The 16564-nt window shown below is 71.8% G+C and carries 16 protein-coding genes and 1 tRNA gene; 7 read left to right on the top strand and 10 right to left on the bottom strand.

Going from position 1 to position 16564, the window contains the following annotated elements; genetic code table 11:
- Nucleotides 1-32 precede the first annotated feature (32 nt).
- Nucleotides 33-1025, top strand: coding sequence for a zinc-binding dehydrogenase (locus tag ACFWBF_RS06895; protein WP_385596465.1), 993 nt, complete (start codon nucleotides 33-35; stop codon nucleotides 1023-1025).
- A gap of 14 nt (nucleotides 1026-1039) precedes the next feature.
- On the opposite strand, the gene ACFWBF_RS06890 is transcribed toward ACFWBF_RS06895, so the two are convergent.
- From ACFWBF_RS06890 to ACFWBF_RS06880, 3 genes are read right to left on the bottom strand one after another with little or no spacing between them, the layout of a single operon-like run.
- The gene (locus ACFWBF_RS06890; RefSeq protein WP_385596351.1) at nucleotides 1040-1513 is read right to left on the bottom strand and encodes a GNAT family N-acetyltransferase; all 474 of its coding nucleotides are present in this window, start codon (nucleotides 1511-1513) and stop codon (nucleotides 1040-1042) included.
- Nucleotides 1514-1522: 9 nt separating this feature from the next.
- Nucleotides 1523-2434 (bottom strand): aminoglycoside phosphotransferase family protein, encoded by a 912-nt coding sequence (locus ACFWBF_RS06885; RefSeq protein WP_385596348.1) that lies wholly within the window; start codon nucleotides 2432-2434, stop codon nucleotides 1523-1525.
- 40 nt (nucleotides 2435-2474) lie between these two features.
- On the bottom strand, nucleotides 2475-3203 hold the full coding sequence (locus ACFWBF_RS06880; RefSeq protein WP_385596345.1) for a DsbA family protein: 729 nt from the start codon (nucleotides 3201-3203) through the stop codon (nucleotides 2475-2477).
- A 156-nt stretch (nucleotides 3204-3359) separates the two neighbouring features.
- Between ACFWBF_RS06880 and ACFWBF_RS06875 the strand changes: the two genes are divergently transcribed.
- Nucleotides 3360-4739 (top strand): NAD(P)/FAD-dependent oxidoreductase, encoded by a 1380-nt coding sequence (locus ACFWBF_RS06875; protein ID WP_385596342.1) that lies wholly within the window; start codon nucleotides 3360-3362, stop codon nucleotides 4737-4739.
- Between the two features lie 85 nt (nucleotides 4740-4824).
- On the opposite strand, the gene ACFWBF_RS06870 is transcribed toward ACFWBF_RS06875, so the two are convergent.
- Nucleotides 4825-4902, bottom strand: a tRNA-Thr gene (locus ACFWBF_RS06870).
- A gap of 215 nt (nucleotides 4903-5117) precedes the next feature.
- Between ACFWBF_RS06870 and ACFWBF_RS06865 the strand changes: the two genes are divergently transcribed.
- The 3 genes from ACFWBF_RS06865 (at nucleotide 5118) to ACFWBF_RS06855 (ending at nucleotide 7635) form a co-directional block, all read left to right on the top strand.
- Entirely contained in the window at nucleotides 5118-6206 is a 1089-nt protein-coding gene (locus ACFWBF_RS06865; protein ID WP_385596339.1) for an ABC transporter ATP-binding protein, read from the top strand.
- 176 nt (nucleotides 6207-6382) lie between these two features.
- Nucleotides 6383-6796 (top strand): hypothetical protein, encoded by a 414-nt coding sequence (locus tag ACFWBF_RS06860; RefSeq protein ID WP_385221870.1) that lies wholly within the window; start codon nucleotides 6383-6385, stop codon nucleotides 6794-6796.
- Nucleotides 6797-6822: 26 nt separating this feature from the next.
- Nucleotides 6823-7635: an NDP-sugar synthase gene (locus tag ACFWBF_RS06855; protein ID WP_385596336.1), complete on the top strand. Its 813-nt coding sequence runs from the start codon at nucleotides 6823-6825 to the stop codon at nucleotides 7633-7635.
- 79 nt (nucleotides 7636-7714) lie between these two features.
- Here the strand turns inward: ACFWBF_RS06855 and ACFWBF_RS06850 are convergent, their stop codons facing one another.
- A complete protein-coding gene (locus ACFWBF_RS06850) occupies nucleotides 7715-9229 on the bottom strand; it encodes a DoxX family membrane protein (RefSeq protein ID WP_385596333.1) in 1515 nt (504 codons plus the stop codon).
- Between the two features lie 162 nt (nucleotides 9230-9391).
- Between ACFWBF_RS06850 and ACFWBF_RS06845 the strand changes: the two genes are divergently transcribed.
- Together ACFWBF_RS06845 and ACFWBF_RS06840 are read left to right on the top strand one after the other, a co-directional pair.
- Nucleotides 9392-10885, top strand: a complete 1494-nt coding sequence (locus ACFWBF_RS06845) for a hypothetical protein (protein ID WP_385596331.1) — start codon at nucleotides 9392-9394, stop codon at nucleotides 10883-10885.
- A 57-nt stretch (nucleotides 10886-10942) separates the two neighbouring features.
- Complete coding sequence (locus ACFWBF_RS06840; RefSeq protein ID WP_385596328.1) at nucleotides 10943-11578, top strand: NUDIX hydrolase; 636 nt, start codon at nucleotides 10943-10945, stop codon at nucleotides 11576-11578.
- Nucleotides 11579-11647: 69 nt separating this feature from the next.
- On the opposite strand, the gene rlmB is transcribed toward ACFWBF_RS06840, so the two are convergent.
- From rlmB to ACFWBF_RS06815, 5 genes are all read right to left on the bottom strand, one after another.
- Nucleotides 11648-12619: a 23S rRNA (guanosine(2251)-2'-O)-methyltransferase RlmB gene (rlmB, locus tag ACFWBF_RS06835; protein WP_385596325.1), complete on the bottom strand. Its 972-nt coding sequence runs from the start codon at nucleotides 12617-12619 to the stop codon at nucleotides 11648-11650.
- 95 nt (nucleotides 12620-12714) lie between these two features.
- Nucleotides 12715-14115, bottom strand: coding sequence for a cysteine--tRNA ligase (gene cysS, locus ACFWBF_RS06830; protein ID WP_385596322.1), 1401 nt, complete (start codon nucleotides 14113-14115; stop codon nucleotides 12715-12717).
- Between the two features lie 104 nt (nucleotides 14116-14219).
- A complete protein-coding gene (gene ispF / locus ACFWBF_RS06825) occupies nucleotides 14220-14780 on the bottom strand; it encodes a 2-C-methyl-D-erythritol 2,4-cyclodiphosphate synthase (protein WP_385596318.1) in 561 nt (186 codons plus the stop codon).
- On the bottom strand, nucleotides 14770-15516 hold the full coding sequence (gene ispD / locus ACFWBF_RS06820) for a 2-C-methyl-D-erythritol 4-phosphate cytidylyltransferase (protein ID WP_385596315.1): 747 nt from the start codon (nucleotides 15514-15516) through the stop codon (nucleotides 14770-14772). The genes ispF and ispD overlap by 11 nt, the downstream gene beginning before the upstream one ends.
- A 282-nt stretch (nucleotides 15517-15798) precedes the next feature.
- Nucleotides 15799-16281: a CarD family transcriptional regulator gene (locus ACFWBF_RS06815; RefSeq protein WP_003953493.1), complete on the bottom strand. Its 483-nt coding sequence runs from the start codon at nucleotides 16279-16281 to the stop codon at nucleotides 15799-15801.
- Between the last annotated feature and the right edge of the window lie 283 nt (nucleotides 16282-16564).

Raw genomic sequence — 16564 nt, 5'->3', positions numbered from 1 at the left:
CCGCCCCTGCCGCCACGCCTGCCCCCGCCACCATGCGCGCCATCCGCCTCCACACCTTCGGCCCCGCCGACCACCTCCGCCACGAAACCGCCCCCACCCCCCTCCCCGCCCCCGGCCAGGTCCGCATCGCCGTCGCCGCCGCCGGCGTCCACCTCCTCGACACCACCCTGCGCCGAGGCATCCAGGGCCCCGCCCCCGCCCTGCCCACGCTCCCCACCATCCCCGGCCGCGAAGTCGCCGGCACCGTCGACGCCCTCGGCCCCGCCACCGACCCCGCCTGGCTCGGCCGCCGCGTCGTCACCCACCTCGGCTTCGCCCCCGGCGGCTACGCCGAGTACGCCGTCGCCGACGCCGACCGCCTGCACCCCGTACCCGACGGCCTCGACCCCGCCCAGGCCGTCGCCATGATCGGCACCGGCCGCACCACCCTCGGAATCCTCCAGTTCGCCGACCTCGGCCCCGACTCCGTCGCCCTCGTCCCCGCCGCCGCCGGAGGCATCGGCACCCTCCTCGTCCAGTACGCCAAGAACGCCGGAGCCACCGTCATCGCCCTCGCCGGCGGCCCCGCCAAAACCGCCCTCGCCACCGCCAACGGCGCCGACCTCGCCCTCGACTACACCCGCCCCGACTGGCCCGAAGCCGTCCGCACCGCCCACCCCCACGGCGCCACCCACCTCTTCGACTCCGTCGGCGGCCCCACCGCCCGCACCGCGCTGCGCCTGCTCGCCCCCGGCGCCCACCACCTCGTCTTCGGCTGGGCCGACGGCCCCATCCCCCTCACCGACACCGACCGCGCCGACCTCACCGCCCGCGCCATCACCACCCACCACGTCCTCGGCCCCGCCATGCTCCAACGCGTCGGCGCCCCCGACCCCCTGCGCGTCCTCGAAACCCGCGCCCTCGCCGAAGCCGCCGCCGGCCGCCTGCGCCCCGCCCTCCAGCGCTACCCCCTGGCCCAGGCCGCCGCCGCCCACCACGACCTGGAAACCCGCGCCACCACCGGCAAAGTCATCCTGGAACCCTGACCGCCGACAACCCGCTACGCGCTCCCGACCGCCCTCAACGCCCCGTCCGTCAGTCGGTACACCGACCACTCGTCCTGCCGCCGCGCACCCAACGCCTCGTAGAACTCGATCGTCGGGGCGTTCCACTTCAGCACCGACCACTCCAGCCGCCCGTACCCGCGCTCCACGCAGATCCGCGCCAACTCCCCGAGCAGCGCCCTCCCGTAGCCACCGCCGCGCGCGCCCGGCCGCACGTACAGGTCCTCCAGATAGATGCCGTGCACCCCACGCCACGTCGAGAAACTCAGGAACCACACCGAGAACCCGACGACCTCCCCCTCATCGGACTCCGCGATGTGCGCGAACGCCGCCGGCCGCTCCCCGAACAGCGCCTCCCGCAACTGCTCCTGCGTGGCCCGCGCCTCATCCGGCACCTTCTCGTACTCCGCGAGCTCGCGGATCATGGCCTGGATGACGGGAACGTCCTCGGCAACAGCGCTACGGATCATGCCCGCAGCCTAAGACCGGCGGCTCCCGCCCAGCAGCGCGGCCGCCACCGCCATCTGCTCCGCGCCCATCCGCGACTGCCCGTCCTCCACGTCCCACAGACAGTTCTGCAACACCCGTCCCAACGTCCACGCCCGCGCCCGCTCCCGATCCGCCCCCAACGCCTCCGTCAGCAGATCGAACCGCCACCGCACCTCGTCCACCACGAAGTTGTTCACCAGCGCCGGCAACAGCTCGAACCCCGGATCCCCCGCCAACGGCTTCGGATCGATCGTCAGCCACGCCTCACGCCCGCCCGCCAGCACGTTGCCGAAATGCAGATCCCAGTGCAGCAACCGGTCCCCCGGCTCCCCCACCACCTCCGCCACCGCCGCCGCACAATCCGCCACCAACCCCCGCTCCCGCCCGTCCCCCACCCGCGGCAGCGCCCCCGCCACCCCCGCCAGCATCCCCGCCGCCACACCGCCCAGCGTCCGCAGCCCCGCCGGCGCCCGCACCGCCGTCAGCCGCGCCGACAACTCCCCCACCACCCGCACCGCCGCCCGCGAGTCCCGCACCGCCAACCCCGACAACGGCCGCCCCTCGTCGAGCCGCTCCAGCAGCAGCACCCCGGTCGCGGCGTCATGCTCCAGCAGCCGTACGCAGCCCGCCCCGGCCCACGCCCGCAGCGCGAGCGCCTCCCCCGCGTTCTCCTCGTCCGGCAACGGCAGCTTCAACGCCGCCGCCACCCCGTCACCCCGCACCACCGGCAACACCAGAGCCGTCGCCCCGTGCATCCCCGGCCCCGTCCGCCGCAGCCCCCACCGCTCCAGGAACTCCGCCGCCCGCCCCGGCAACGCCGCGATGAACTCCCGCCCCGCAGCGCCCCCGTACGCCAACTGCGCCCGTACCAAACCGTCCGGAACATCCACGCCGTCGATCACGGCCCGAGCCTACGATCCCCACCCGCGGGCGCGGCTCGGCTCACGCCGCCGCGCCCACTCCCACACCCTTCAGCGTCGCCGCGAACGCCCCCGGATCGAACATCGAGCCGTCCTTCGCCCCCACCGGCTCCCCGCCCATCAGCACCATCGGCGTCCCCTGCGCACCCGTCGCCTCGAAGCCCTTCTCCGCCTCCGCGACCCACCCCTTGTGCGTCTGCTCCCGCACCGCCTTGTCAAAGGCCTCACCGCGCAGCCCCGGCACCTCGTCCGCGATCCTCAGCAAGTACTCGTCCGTGAACCGCCCCCGCGGCTGACTCGCGAACACCGCCGCGTTGTACTCCGCGAACTTCCCCGCGTCCACCGACGCCCGCAACGCGTTCACCGCCTTCACCGACCCGCTCGCCCCACCCTGATCCAGGAACGAAGCCAGCAGGTACTCCACCTTCACCCGCCCCTCCCCCGCGAGCCTCAGCAGCACCTCGCCGCCCGCCTCCTCGAACTTCCCGCAGGCACCGCACCGCGGATCCACCAACACCTGCGCCGTGTGCGGCGCATCCACCCGCCCCACCACGACCTTCGCCCCGTCCACCCGCGCCGGCAGCTTCGCCAGCTGATCGGCGATCGGACTGATCCGCACCACGGCCGTCGCATCGCCGGCAGCGGCCCCCTTCGGGTCCCCGCCCGCCCCACAACCGACGACCGCCCCGCCCAACAGCCCGGCCGCCGCAACGGCCGCGACCGCGCGCCCTGCCCAACGTATGCGCACCATTACCGCACCTCTCACCCAAAACCGAACAAAATACCCCGCCCCACCCTAAGGACCAGACCACCCCGCCCACATCAACCATTCGGCCCCCCTTCCCACCCCGAAACCCGACACCACGTCCCTGGACACCCCTCCAAAACCGGGTGTAGCAACTCCCCCATGACGATCAACGGCGGCATTTCCTTCTGGTACGCGACGGACAAGACCGCCGACCAGCCACCCCGCGCCCCCCTCACCGGCGACACCACCGCGGACGTCGTCATCGTCGGCGGCGGCTACACCGGCCTGTGGACCGCCTACTACCTCAAGCGCGCCGCACCCGGCCTCCGCGTCACCGTCCTGGAGCAGAAGTTCTGCGGCTACGGAGCCTCCGGACGCAACGGCGGCTGGCTCTACAACGGCATCGCGGGCCGCGACCGCTACGCCCGGCTCCACGGCCACCAAGCCGCCCAGCGCCTCCAGCAGGCCATGAACGACACCGTCACCGAAGTCATCGACGTGACGGCCGAAGAAGGAATCGACGCCGACATCCACCGCGGCGGAGTCCTCGAAGTCGCCCGCACCCCCGCCCAGCTCACCCGCCTCAAGGCCTTCCACGCCGCCGAACTCGCCTTCGGCGAGAGCGACCGCGAGCTCTACGACGCCCCCACCACCCGCGCCCACATCAACGTCGCCGACGCCGTCGGCTCCAGCTGGACCCCGCACGGCGCCCGCATCCACCCCCTCAAACTCGTCAAGGGCCTGGCAGCCGCCTGCGAACGCCTCGGCGTGGTCATCCACGAGTCCACCCCCGTCACCGAGATCACCCCCCGCCGCGCCATCACCCCGTACGGCACCATCCGCGCACCCCACGTCCTGCGCTGCACCGAAGGCTTCACCGCCGCCCTCAAGGGCCAGAAGCGCTCCTGGCTCCCCATGAACTCGTCCATGATCGTGACGGCCCCGCTCCCGCCGTCGACCTGGTCCGAGCTCAACTGGTCGGACGCCGCCACCCTCGGCGACATGGCCCACGCCTACATGTACGCCCAGCGCACCGCGGACGACCGCATCGCGATCGGCGGCCGCGGGGTCCCGTACCGCTACGGCTCGCGCACCGACAACGACGGCCGCACCCAGCCCGCCACGATCGAGGCCCTCACCAACCTCCTGACCTCGTTCTTCCCGGTCCTCGCCGGTACGGAGATCACCCACGCCTGGTCCGGCGTCCTCGGCGTCCCGCGCGACTGGTGCGCCACCGTCACCCTGGACCGCACCACGGGCCTCGGCTGGGCCGGCGGCTACGTCGGCTCGGGCGTCGCCACCGCCAACCTCGCCGCCCGGACCCTGCGCGACCTGGTCCTCGGGGACTCCACGGACCTGACGACCCTCCCCTGGGTCAACCACCGCGTCCGCCGCTGGGAGCCGGAACCCTTCCGCTGGCTCGGCGTCCAGGCCCTGTACGCCGCCTACCGCGAAGCCGACCGCCGCGAAGCCGCCACCCACGCCCCGACGACAACCCCGCTGGCCCGCCTGGCCGACCGCATCTCGGGGCGCCACTGACAACAAAGCGGAAGGCTCCGGGTGATCACCCGGAGCCTTCCGCCTCTGTATGAATTTCCCTGATCAACAAGTCTCTGACCTGGGATGGAGCCCCCTGTCGGATTCGAACCGACGACCTACGCATTACAAGTGCGTTGCTCTGGCCGGACTGAGCTAAGGAGGCACACACCACCCGCAAACCCACCGCGCGTGGAGCCGCCATCACTCTACACAGCACCCGAATCCCCGAGCCATCACGTTAAAGCCGTCCCACAACCACCCGCGGGGGCTGACAGATGTGCGTGCGGCGGGTAGCGTCGGGCGGAGTCCGGTTGACTGGACTAGACCTTCCACTCGGATCGTCCGGCACGTTCCTGCCGGTAGAAGGGATTCACCACCATGGCTTCTGTCACTTTCGACAAGGCGACCCGGCTGTACCCCGGCGGCGACAAGCCCGCCGTCGACCAGCTCGAGCTCGGGATCGAGGACGGCGAGTTCCTCGTCCTCGTCGGGCCCTCCGGCTGCGGCAAGTCCACCTCGCTGCGCATGCTCGCCGGCCTGGAGGACGTCAACGGCGGCGCCATCCGCATCGGTGACCGCGACGTCACGCACCTGCCGCCCAAGGACCGGGACATCGCGATGGTGTTCCAGAACTACGCGCTGTACCCGCACATGTCCGTCGCCGACAACATGGGCTTCGCGCTCAAGATCGCCGGTGAGGACAAGGCCACCATTCGCAAGAAGGTGGAGGACGCGGCGAAGATGCTCGACCTGACCCCGTACCTCGACCGCAAGCCCAAGGCCCTCTCCGGTGGTCAGCGTCAGCGTGTGGCCATGGGTCGCGCGATCGTGCGCAAGCCGCAGGTGTTCCTGATGGACGAGCCGCTGTCGAACCTGGACGCGAAGCTCCGCGTGTCGACGCGCACCCAGATCGCCGCGCTCCAGCGCGACCTCGGCATCACCACCGTGTACGTCACGCACGACCAGGTCGAGGCCATGACCATGGGCGACCGGGTGGCCGTGCTCAAGGACGGGCTGCTGCAGCAGGTCGACACCCCGCGCAACATGTACGACCGCCCGGCGAACCTCTTCGTGGCCGGCTTCATCGGTTCCCCGGCCATGAACCTGGTCGAGGTCCCGATCACCGACGGCGGCGTGAAGTTCGGCGACAGCGTGGTCCCGGTGTCGCGCGAGGCACTGTCGGCGGCCGCCGACGCGGGCGACCGTACGGTGACGGTGGGCGTGCGGCCCGAGCACTTCGACATCGGCGACACGGGCGGTCTGACGATCACCGTGAACGTCGTCGAGGAGCTGGGCGCCGACGGGTACGTCTACGGTTCCACCTCCGCGGCCGAAGGTTCGCAGGACATCGTGGTGCGGGTGGGCGGCCGTCAGGTGCCCGAGAAGGGCTCGACCCTGCACGTGGTGCCGCGCGTCGGTGAGATCCACGTGTTCTCGACCTCCTCCGGGGCCCGCCTCTCCGGCTGATCCCCGACAGCACCGAAGGGGCGCTCCCGCCAAGGGGCGCCCCTTCGGCGCGAGTTACGCAGATCGGGCCATTCGGCCCCCCGCGTCAACCCTTAATTCGAAAAGCCACGTCGAACCATCCCCCGACCGGGTGACTAAATGTCGCCAATTCTTCACCGAGCGCTACTCTCGCCCTCGTGACCCACACTGCCCGCCGTATCGGCCGTTCCCTCGCCCTGGTCCTGCCCGTCGTCCTGGTCCTGTCCGGGACCCTCGCGGTCACCATGGTCCCCTGGGCGGACAATTCCCCCTCCCAGATCCTGACCGCCTCCGCCGAGGACGTGTCCGTCCCCGCGAAGCCGCGTGCCGCGCAGGACGTGTTGCGCGACAAGCTGCTCAGCGAGCTCCAGCAGGGTGAGCAGCCGGGTGACGTCCTCACCCACCTCCAGCAGGAGGTGGACCGGCGGCCGTCGCTCGCCGAGCACTGTGTGGGCATCGCACGGGCGCTGGGGCGGGCCGCGGTCGACGCGTACGGGCCGACGAAGGCCCAGTCGTTCGCGCGTCCCGTGTGCGACACCTCGTACGCGTCCGGTGTCGCCTCCATGGGCTGACCCGCCGCGTCCCTACGCTGGCCGGCATGACCGACGTCGGCCCCGCGCCTTCCGCATCTGCCCCATCCGCCGCATCCGCTCCGCCCGCCGTATCCCGATCCGTCTCTCCCGCAGCCGCGTTCCCGGCCTCTCCGACCCAGGCAGTCGTCCTGGCGGGTGGCCAGGGTTCGCGGCTGCGGCCGTATACGGACGACCGTCCGAAGCCGATGGTCGAGATCCCGGGTACGGGGACGCCGATCATCGGGCACCAGTTGGCGTGGCTGGCCGCGGAGGGGGTCACCGATGCGGTGGTGTCGTGCGGGCATCTCGCGGAGGTCCTCCAGGAGTGGCTGGCGCGGGCGCCGTTGCCGCTGCGCGTGACGACGGTGGTGGAGGAGGAGCCGCTGGGCCGTGGCGGTGGGCTGAAGTACGCGGCGCGGCATCTGCCGCATCCGGAGCGGTCGTGGTTCGCGACGAACGGTGACGTGTGGACGCGGTTCTCGCTGCGCGAGATGGCCGGTTTCCATGCGGAGCGGGGTGCGGTGGCGACGTTGGCGCTGGCCCGGCCGCGGCTTCCGTGGGGAGTGGTGGAGACCGACGGGTTCGGGCACGTGCTGGATTTCATCGAGGCGCCGCCGTCGCCTTATCTGATCAACGCCGGTGTGTATGTCTTCGGCACGGAATTCGCGGCGCTGTTGCCGGATTTGGGGGATCACGAGCGTACGACGTTCCCCCGGCTGGCGCGTGAGCGGCGGCTGGCGGGCTTTCCGCTGCCCCAGGGGGCCTACTGGCGGGCGATCGACACGGCGAAGGATCTGGCCGAGGCGGCACGGGAGTTGGGGGCGCAGCGGGCCTCCTGAGGCTTTTGCGGCGGAGGGGGTACGCGAGAGGGCCCGGCACGCTCGTCGCGTGCCGGGCCCTGATGTCTGGCGGGTCTCGTCAGCCGAGGAGGCCTCCCACGAGGCCGGGCTTCTTCGTCGGGGTGCCGCCGCGGCTGCTGGACGAGGAGGACGGCGGCTGCTGCGGGGTGGACTGGCGGGGGGTGCTGCGGGGGCTCTGGCCGCCGCTGGTGCCGCGGGTGGCGGTGGGTGACTCGGCGCCGGTCGAGGCGGTCTCGCGGGCGGTCGAGCCGCTCGTGGCCTTGCCGGTGGCCTTGGCGGTGGGTGCGGAGGCGCCGGCGGAGGGCTGGGTGGCGGGCTTGGAGGCGGGGGCCTGCGAGGGCTTCTGCTGGACGGGCGTGGGCGGCAGGGGCCGTCCGGGCAGGTAGTTGCTGGGGTCCTGGCCGGGCCCGGGGACGGTGACGACGGTGCTGGAGCGGACGGCGCCGCCGAGCAGCGAGCCGACGAGCAGGGTGAGTCCGCAGACGACGGTGGCCATGACGGCTCCGCGGCGCAGGACGCGTCGGCGCAGTCGCCAGATCTCGGAGCGGGGGCCGAGGGTGCGCCAGGCTTCGCCGGCGAGGCGTCCGTCGAGGGAGTAGACGGGGGCGCCGGCGATGATCAGCGGGCTCCAGGCGGCCAGGTAGATGATGTCGGGGGCGTCGTAGGCGGGGACGGTCTTCCAGCTCACGGTCATGAGCAGGGCGGCGGAGAGCAGGGCGCCGAAGCAGGCGGCGAAGCGCTGCCAGAGGCCGAGGACCGTCAGGACGCCGACGACGACCTGGAGGAAGGCGACGGTGAGTCCGGCTCCGACGGGGTGGGCGAGGGCGAAGTCGCGCAGGGGTTCGGCGAGTGCCCAGGGGTGGAGGGTGCGCAGCCAGGTGACCATGGAGCCGCGTTCGCCGCCGTCGAAGTAGACGGGGTCGCAGAGTTTGCCCATGCCGGCGTAGATGGAGATGAAGCCGAGGAAGACGCGCAGCGGGAGCAGCACGACGCCGAGGTTCATGCGGCGGCCCGGGTAGTACGAGGCTTGGCCGCGGGTGTCGTTGGCGGGGCGCCGGGGTTCTGTTCCGGGTCCGTGGTCGCCGCCGGCGTACGAGGGTTCGTACGGGTGGTCTCTCACCGCGGCGAGGGGGCGGGTCTCGTCGAAGTCGCCGTAGGTGCGCTGGCCGATGACGGTCGGCGTGGCGACGGTGTCGTCGGCGAGGTCGTGCGCGAGGTCGATGCGCGGGATGACCTGGGTGGCGCCGCCGTCGAACTCGTCGTGGCCTCGGCTGTTGTCCCGTACGGCCTGGAGCAGGCCGCCCGTCGCTGCGGCGTCGCCGGGAGCGGACTTGCCGCTCCAGACGACGGGGCGGCGGCGGCCGGCTCCGGCGGCGGCTCCCACGAGTGCTCCGCCGAGGGCGGGTACGCGCCCGGGGGCGCCTGCGGGCTTGGGACGCGCGCTCGCGCTCGGTGCGAGCCGCACGCGGAAGCTGGCGTGGTTGACGATGACCTGTGCGGGGTCGCACGGCACCTTGACCATGCTCAGCGCGGGCTGGTCGTCGAACCCTGGCGTTCTGGTGTCCACACTCATCTAACCGAGTGACGGCTGTTTAGGACACTGCCTTGACATCAGGGATGTGTCCGAGGCCCGTCAAGATCCGGCCATCTCCCGGCAGGGGAAAGGCTGTTCGGAATGTTTGACGGCAGCGGATGTGAGAATCAAGCCAGTTGATGTCTTAGGGGGGCACCGCGGATGACCGACCGTGCGCACAACCAGCTCGTCTTCGCAGATCTCACGGACTATCCCGTGATGGCACAAGCTCTCGACAACCAGTGGCTGCCGGCCGATCTGGCAGGGTCCCGGCAGCACGCCAGCGCGCACGCCGGGCCTTCGATGGAGGCCGTGGCGGCCGGCGCGGCGGAGCTGCGGCGCTCGCTCGCCAACAGCGGGACGCTGGTGGTGAACCGGGCGTTCTTCATCAACAACGAAGCGCTGTACGCGAACTACCTGCCGTCGGCCGAGCCGGACGAACGCGCGGCCTTCGCCCGACTGCTGAGCCGTCGGGCGCTGGTGCCGTACCTGTACACGGAGCGGGAGGCCGCGGCCGATTTCCGGTGGGGGCACGACCGGTCGGTGGCTGCGGCCTGGCAGCGGATGGTGACGGAGGAGTCGGATCCGGGGCTGGTGCGCTTCGACTGGGACGACGAGGCGAACCGTGCGCACGCGGGGCAGGTGGGCAACTACTTCTCGCGGGAGCTGTCCGGATTGCGGCGGCTGCCCGCGCCCGTGCTCGCCGAGAACCTGGGCATCGCGCTGGAGCGGGCCCAGGCGATGCGCGAGGGCATCCTCAAGGACCTGTACTTCTGGGCCGGCGAGCAGGACAACGACCGGGACATCACGCGCACTGCGGTCTACGAGCGGTTCCTGACCCGGCCGGGCACGCAGCCGTACGAGAACCTGCTGCGCGAGGGCGATCACGTCGTGCCCGCGAAGCAGCTGATCGACCTGCTGTACAGCCTGGGGGTGCCGAAGGCGAGCGGGCTGGTCTCGCTGACCCCGCCGGACTCGCCGCCGCGCTCGACGCTCCAGGAGCTGCGGGCGGAGTCCCGGCCGACGGGCGACGACCCCGAGATGATCGGCCTGCTGCTGCGGGGGCTGTTCGCGGACGACCTGCACCGGGCGGTGGACGGGCCGAACTCGTACGCGGGGCTGTCGCTGGCCGACCTCGTGCGGCTGCGGCGCGAGGAAGAGTGGCGGTCGTACATCGACGCCTTGCAGGCGTTCGTGCACGGCGGGTTCCGGGACGGGCGGCTGCCGTCGCCGGAGGAGTTCGCCCAGCACACCCGTGACGTGGCGCGGTTCCACGCGCGGATGCTGCGTACGGCGCGCAAGACGAGCGCCTCGCACCGCGGGTTCACCCGGGAGATCAGCACGGTACTGATCCTGGAGTCGTCCGGGATCGCGCTCCAGGTGGCCGCGGGTGAGGACATGTCGCTGCTGGCGGGCTCGCTCCAGCTGCTGACGGCGGCCGCCGGGGCGCTGACCGTACGCCTGCAGTTCCGGGACAAGAGCCGCAAGGGGCTCGGGCTGCGCGGCGGGCTCGGGCACAGCGTGACCCTGCCGTCGCTGCGGCTGAACAATCTGAGGAAGGACTGGCAGACCATCCTTCGGGTATATGGCGACCAGGTGGCGCCGAGCGGCGACACGGGCCGCAGGCGTTCGGCCGACCAGCAGGCGGCCGCGTAGCGCGCCGCGGCGCGGGCGGGCGGGCGGGCCCGCCTTTCACACGACACGGGGGAGAGCATGGGCGGGGCAAGTGGAGTGGAGCGCTACGAGCTGCTGCGCGCGCAGCGGCCGGAGTTGTTTCGCAACGAGCCGGGCGGGATCGAGATCCTGAGTGACCCGGCGGCGCTCGCGGCGGCCGGCGGGGTGCTCTACCAGGACCCGTACGTGATGCTGGTGCGCGACCCGGTGCGGTTCCCGGACGGCCGCGAGGGCACCTACATCAGGTCGATCGGGACGACGGCCGAGCCGGGGTGCGTGGTGCTGCCGCTGCTGGGCGGCGAGGTGGTGCTGATCGAGCACTTCCGGCACGCCACCCGGTCCTGGCACTGGGAGCTGCCGCGCGGCTTCGGCACCGGCGGGATGACGGACCAGGCGAATGCGGCCAAGGAGCTGGACGAGGAGATCGGGGCGGCGGCCTTGGAGCTGATCCCGCTGGGCGTGCTGCATCCGGACACGGGCGTGCTGGGCGACCGGGTGCTGCTGTACGCGGCGCGGATCGACGAGGTGGGTGCGCTGGCCGGGGGCGAGGGCATCCGCAGCGCGCTGACGGTGCCGTTCGCGCAGGCGGAGGCGATGGTGGCGGACGGCCGGATCACGGACGCGTTCACGATGGCGGCGCTGCTGCGGGCCCGGCTGGCGGGCCTGGCGGGCTGACGGCCCGGAGCCCGACCGTCGGCGGGGCCCTCAGGGGGCGGTCCGCCGGCGGCCGGGCCGGGCTGCGGGTCAGGTGCGCGGGGCCTCGGCGCGGCGGCGGGCCGCCTCGTAGAGGACGACGCCCGCGGCGACACCGGCGTTCAGCGACTCGGCGCCGCCCGGCATCGGGATGCGGACGAGGTAGTCGCAGTTCTCGCCGACGAGGCGGCCGAGGCCCTTGCCCTCGGAGCCGACGACGATGACGACCGGCCCGGCGAGCGCCGGCAGGTCGTTGACGGTGTGCTGGCCCTCGGCGGCGAGGCCGACGATGGTCATGCCGGCCTTCTTGTAGTCCTGGAGGGCGCGCGTCAGGTTGGTGACGCGGGACACCGGGGTGCGGGCGGCGGTGCCGGCGGAGCTCTTCCAGGCACCGGCGGTCATGCCGGCGGCGCGGCGCTCGGGGATGACCACGCCGTGGCCGCCGAAGGCGGAGACGGAGCGGACGATCGCGCCGAGGTTGCGCGGGTCGGTGACGCCGTCGAGGGCGACGATGAGCGGGTCCTCGCCGTTGTCGTAGGCGGCGGCGGTGAGGTCCTCGGGGTGCGCGTACTCGTAGGGCGGGACCTGGAGGACCATGCCCTGGTGGTTGAGCCCGTTGGTCATGCGGTCGAGCTCGGGGCGCGGGGCTTCCATCAGGTTGATGTTGCCGCGCTCGGCCGCGAGCTGGAGGGCCTCGCGGACGCGCTCGTCGTTGTCGATGAACTGCTGGACGTACAGGGTGGTGGCCGGTACGCCGTCGCGCAGCGCCTCGAAGACCGGGTTGCGGCCGACGACCATCTCGCTGGTGCCCTTGGCGCCACCGCGGCGGGGGGCCGGGCGGCGCTTGGCGGCCTGGCGGGCCATGGCGTTGCTGATGCGGTTCGCCTTGTGCTTCTTGCGGTCCTCGGCCTTGGGCGTGGGGCCCTTGCCTTCCAGGCCCCTGCGCCGCTGGCCACCGCTGCCGACCGTCGCGCCCTTCTTGTTGGACGTGCGACGGTTCCTGCGCTGGCTGTTCCCGGCCATGACCTATACCTGTTTTCGTTGATGCTGCGATATGTACGTATGAAGAGTGTGCCGCCCGGAGCGCCGGGCGGCACAGCGGGACTGCTCCGGTGGGCTCAGCGCGGGCCGAGCGTCCAGCGGGGTCCCGTGGGGCTGTCCTCGATGACCAGGCCCGACTGCTGGAGCTGGTCGCGGATGGCGTCGGCGGTCGCCCAGTCCTTGCGGGCCCTGGCGGACTCGCGCTGCTCCAGGACGAGGCGTACGAGGGTGTCGACCGCGCCGTGGAGGTCCTCGCCGCGGTCGGCCTCGCCGGCCCAGTGGGGGTCGAGGGGGTCGAGGCCGAGGACACCCAGCATGGCCCGTACCTCCGACAGGCGGGCGATCGCCGCTTCCTTGTCGTCGGCGGCGAGCGCGCTGTTGCCCTGACGGACGGTGGTGTGGACGATGGCGAGCGCCTGCGGCACGCCCAGGTCGTCGTCCATGGCCTCGGCGAAGGCGGGCGGGACCTCGGTGGCGGGCTCGACGGTCTTGCCGGCCTTCTCGATGACGCGCTGGACGAAGCCCTCGATGCGCGCGAAGGCGGACTCGGCCTCGCGCAGCGACTCCTCGCTGTACTCGATCATCGAGCGGTAGTGCGGGGTGCCGAGGTAGTAGCGCAGGACGATGGGCCGCCACTGCTTGACCATCTCGGAGACGAGGACGGAGTTGCCGAGCGACTTGGACATCTTCTCGCCGGACATGGTGACCCAGGCGTTGTGCATCCAGTAGTTCGCGAAGTCGTCACCGAAGGCCTTGGCCTGGACGATCTCGTTCTCGTGGTGCGGGAAGATCAGGTCGAGACCGCCGCCGTGGATGTCGAAGGCGCTGCCGAGGTACTTGTGGGCCATGGCGGAGCACTCCAGGTGCCAGCCGGGGCGGCCGCGGCCCCAGGGGGTCTCCCAGTCGGGCTCGCCGGGCTTGGAGGCCTTCCACATGGCGAAGTCGCGGGGGTCGCGCTTGCCGGTGATGCCTTCCTCGGAGGGCTGGCGCAGGTCGTCGATGTCCTGGTTCGACAGGGCCAGGTAGCCGGGGTACGAGCGCACGTCGAAGTAGACGCTGCCGTCGGCCTCGTACGCGTGGCCGCGCTCGATGAGGACGCGCATCATCTCGATCATCTCGGGGACGTGACCGGTGGCGCGGGGCTCGTACGTGGGCGGAAGGCAGCCCAGCGCGTTGTAGCCCTCGTTGAAGGCGCGCTCGTTGTCGTAGCCGATGGACCACCAGGGGCGGCCCTGTTCGGCGCCCTTCTTGATGATCTTGTCGTCGATGTCGGTGACGTTGCGGATGAAGGTGACGTCCTGGCCGCGGTAGGTGAACCAGCGGCGCAGGATGTCGAAGTTCAGGTACGAGCGGACGTGCCCGATGTGAGGGGCGGCCTGCACGGTCGCGCCACAGAGGTAGATCGAGACACAGCCCGGCGTGAGCGGGACGAAATCACGGATCTGCCGGGCGCTGGTGTCGTACAGGCGAATAGTCACGGCATCCAGGGTAGTGGGCCTACGGCAGTGCCCCGCGACCCTTTCGGGGCGCGGGGTGCGATTGTTTGCGAAGCGGTGCCGTACGGGCTGTCGCCGTGGTGCGGTCAAGCGGGGTCCGGCCGGTACACCAGGGCGGTGGCGATGGCCGCGAGCCCTTCGGCGCGGCCGGTGAGGCCGAGTCCGTCGGTGGTGGTTCCGGAGACGGAGACGGGGGCGCCCGCGGCGGTGGCGAGCGCCTTCTGCGCTTCCTCGCGCCGCTTGCCGATCTTCGGGCGCACGCCGATCACCTGGATGGCGATGTTGCCGATCTCGAAGCCCTCGGCGCGGACGATGCGGGCCGCCTCGGCCAGCAGGGTGACGCCGGCGGCGCCGGACCACTCGGGGCGGGAGGTGCCGAAATGCGCGCCGAGGTCACCGACGCCGGCGGCGGAGAACAGGGCGTCACAGGCGGCGTGCGCGGCCACGTCGCCGTCGGAGTGACCGGCGAGCCCGTCCTCCCCCTCCCACAGCAGCCCGGCGCACCACAGCTCGCGGCCGGCCTCGAAGGCGTGCACGTCGGTGCCGATGCCGACCTGCGGCAGCACGGGCCGCCCGGCGCCACCGGTGACGCCGGTGGCGCCGGTGGCGCCGGCCGAACCTGCGGAACCTGCGGAGCTAGTAGGCATCGGTGGCCCTCCTGCGGGCGAGAACGGCCTCGGCGAGGACCAGGTCGAGCGGGCGGGTGACCTTGAAGGCCTCTTCGTGGCCGGGGACCACCATGACGGTGATGCCGAGCTGCTCCACCATGCCGGCGTCGTCGGTGGCGCCCTCGCCGTTCACGGCGATCTTCTCGTGCGCGCGCACGAGGGTGGCGAGGTCGAAGCCCTGCGGGGTCTGGACGGCGCGCAGCCGGGCGCGCTCGGGCGTGGCGACGACCGGTTCGGGGGCGCCGGGCCGGCCGGGCTCGACCTCCTTGACGGTGTCGGCCAGCGGCAGCCCGGGCACCACGGCGGGGGCGCCGTCGCGTACGGCCTCGATGACGGAGTCGACGGTGTCGACGGGGACGAGCGGGCGGGCCGCGTCGTGGATGAGTACGGAGGTGACGTCCGCCGGGAGGGCGTCCAGACCGGCGCGCACGGACTCCTGGCGGGTCTCACCGCCGGGGACGACCAGGATCTCGGTCCTCTCGGGGAGCGCGTGCTCGTCGAGGAGGTGGCGTACCTCGGCGACCCCGTCGGACGGGGCGACGACGACCACGAGGGACACCGCCCGGGAGCGGGCCATGGCGCGGACGGCGTGGATGAGCATGGGGGTGCCGCCCAGGGACCGCAGGGCCTTGGGGGCGCCCGGGCCGAGGCGTACCCCGCGGCCGGCGGCCGGGATCACCGCGGCGGTGCGGTGGGGGCGCGATTCGTCAGACATCAGTAGCTCCGAGCCAGGTTTGTGACTTCGGCCGACATGGGTATGGCCTCAAGGGTGCCGGGTGCGACGCCCTCGCCCCTTCCGTGACGACCGGTCGAGCCGGCTGCCCGGACCCGGCACGCCAGTGTGATGCGGGATCGGGGTAGGGGACCGCGGCGTGAGACCGGGTATGGGTACAGACATGCCGCAGCGCCCGGCAACAGCCCTCTCGTGGAGGAGAGGGCTTGTCATCGGGCACCGCGGCACAACTGTATGAACACCGTGCGATCGACGGCTCTCGCGTCAGGACGCGAGCACCTCGTCGAGGAGGGCCTCGGCCTTGTCCTCGTTGGTGTTCTCGGCGAGCGCGAGCTCGCTCACCAGGATCTGGCGCGCCTTCGCGAGCATGCGCTTCTCACCCGCGGAAAGCCCGCGCTCACGCTCACGACGCCACAGGTCACGCACAACTTCGGCGACCTTGATGACATCGCCAGAAGCGAGCTTCTCCAGATTTGCCTTGTAGCGCCGGGACCAGTTCGTCGGCTCTTCTGCATACGGTGCACGAAGCACCTCGAAGACCCGGTCCAGCCCGTCCTGGCCGACTACGTCGCGAACGCCGACGAACTCCGCATTGTCCGCAGGCACACGAACCGTCAGGTCGCCCTGGGCGACCTTGAGCACCAAGTAGGTCTTGTCCACGCCTTTGATCTGGCGAGTTTCGATGGCCTCGATCAGCGCGGCCCCGTGATGGGGATAGACCACGGTGTCGCCAACCTTGAACGTCATGTGACAGGTACCCCTTCCGTGGCTATCCAGGGTAACACGAGAACTGACTGTTATGAATGGCGTTTTCGCAGGTCAGGGCACATCTCGGGGCTTGACAACAGCGACACGATCGTGCTGCGAAGGGCTTCCGGAAGGGGGTATTCGCAGGTCGGAGGCGCTGCGCGGACCAGCCGAAACGGCCACGCTACACCGGGCGGGCGGGCGCGTCAGCGTGACGTACGTCCCGTTTTGCCGGTTTCAAAGCCGGGAAACCGAACTACTCCGTTCGACTGGCGGCCACCCG

It is taken from the genome of Streptomyces sp. NPDC060028 (assembly GCF_042736725.1).
GTDB lineage: Bacteria > Actinomycetota > Actinomycetes > Streptomycetales > Streptomycetaceae > Streptomyces.
This window is presented reverse-complemented; position numbering and strand designations above follow the sequence as displayed.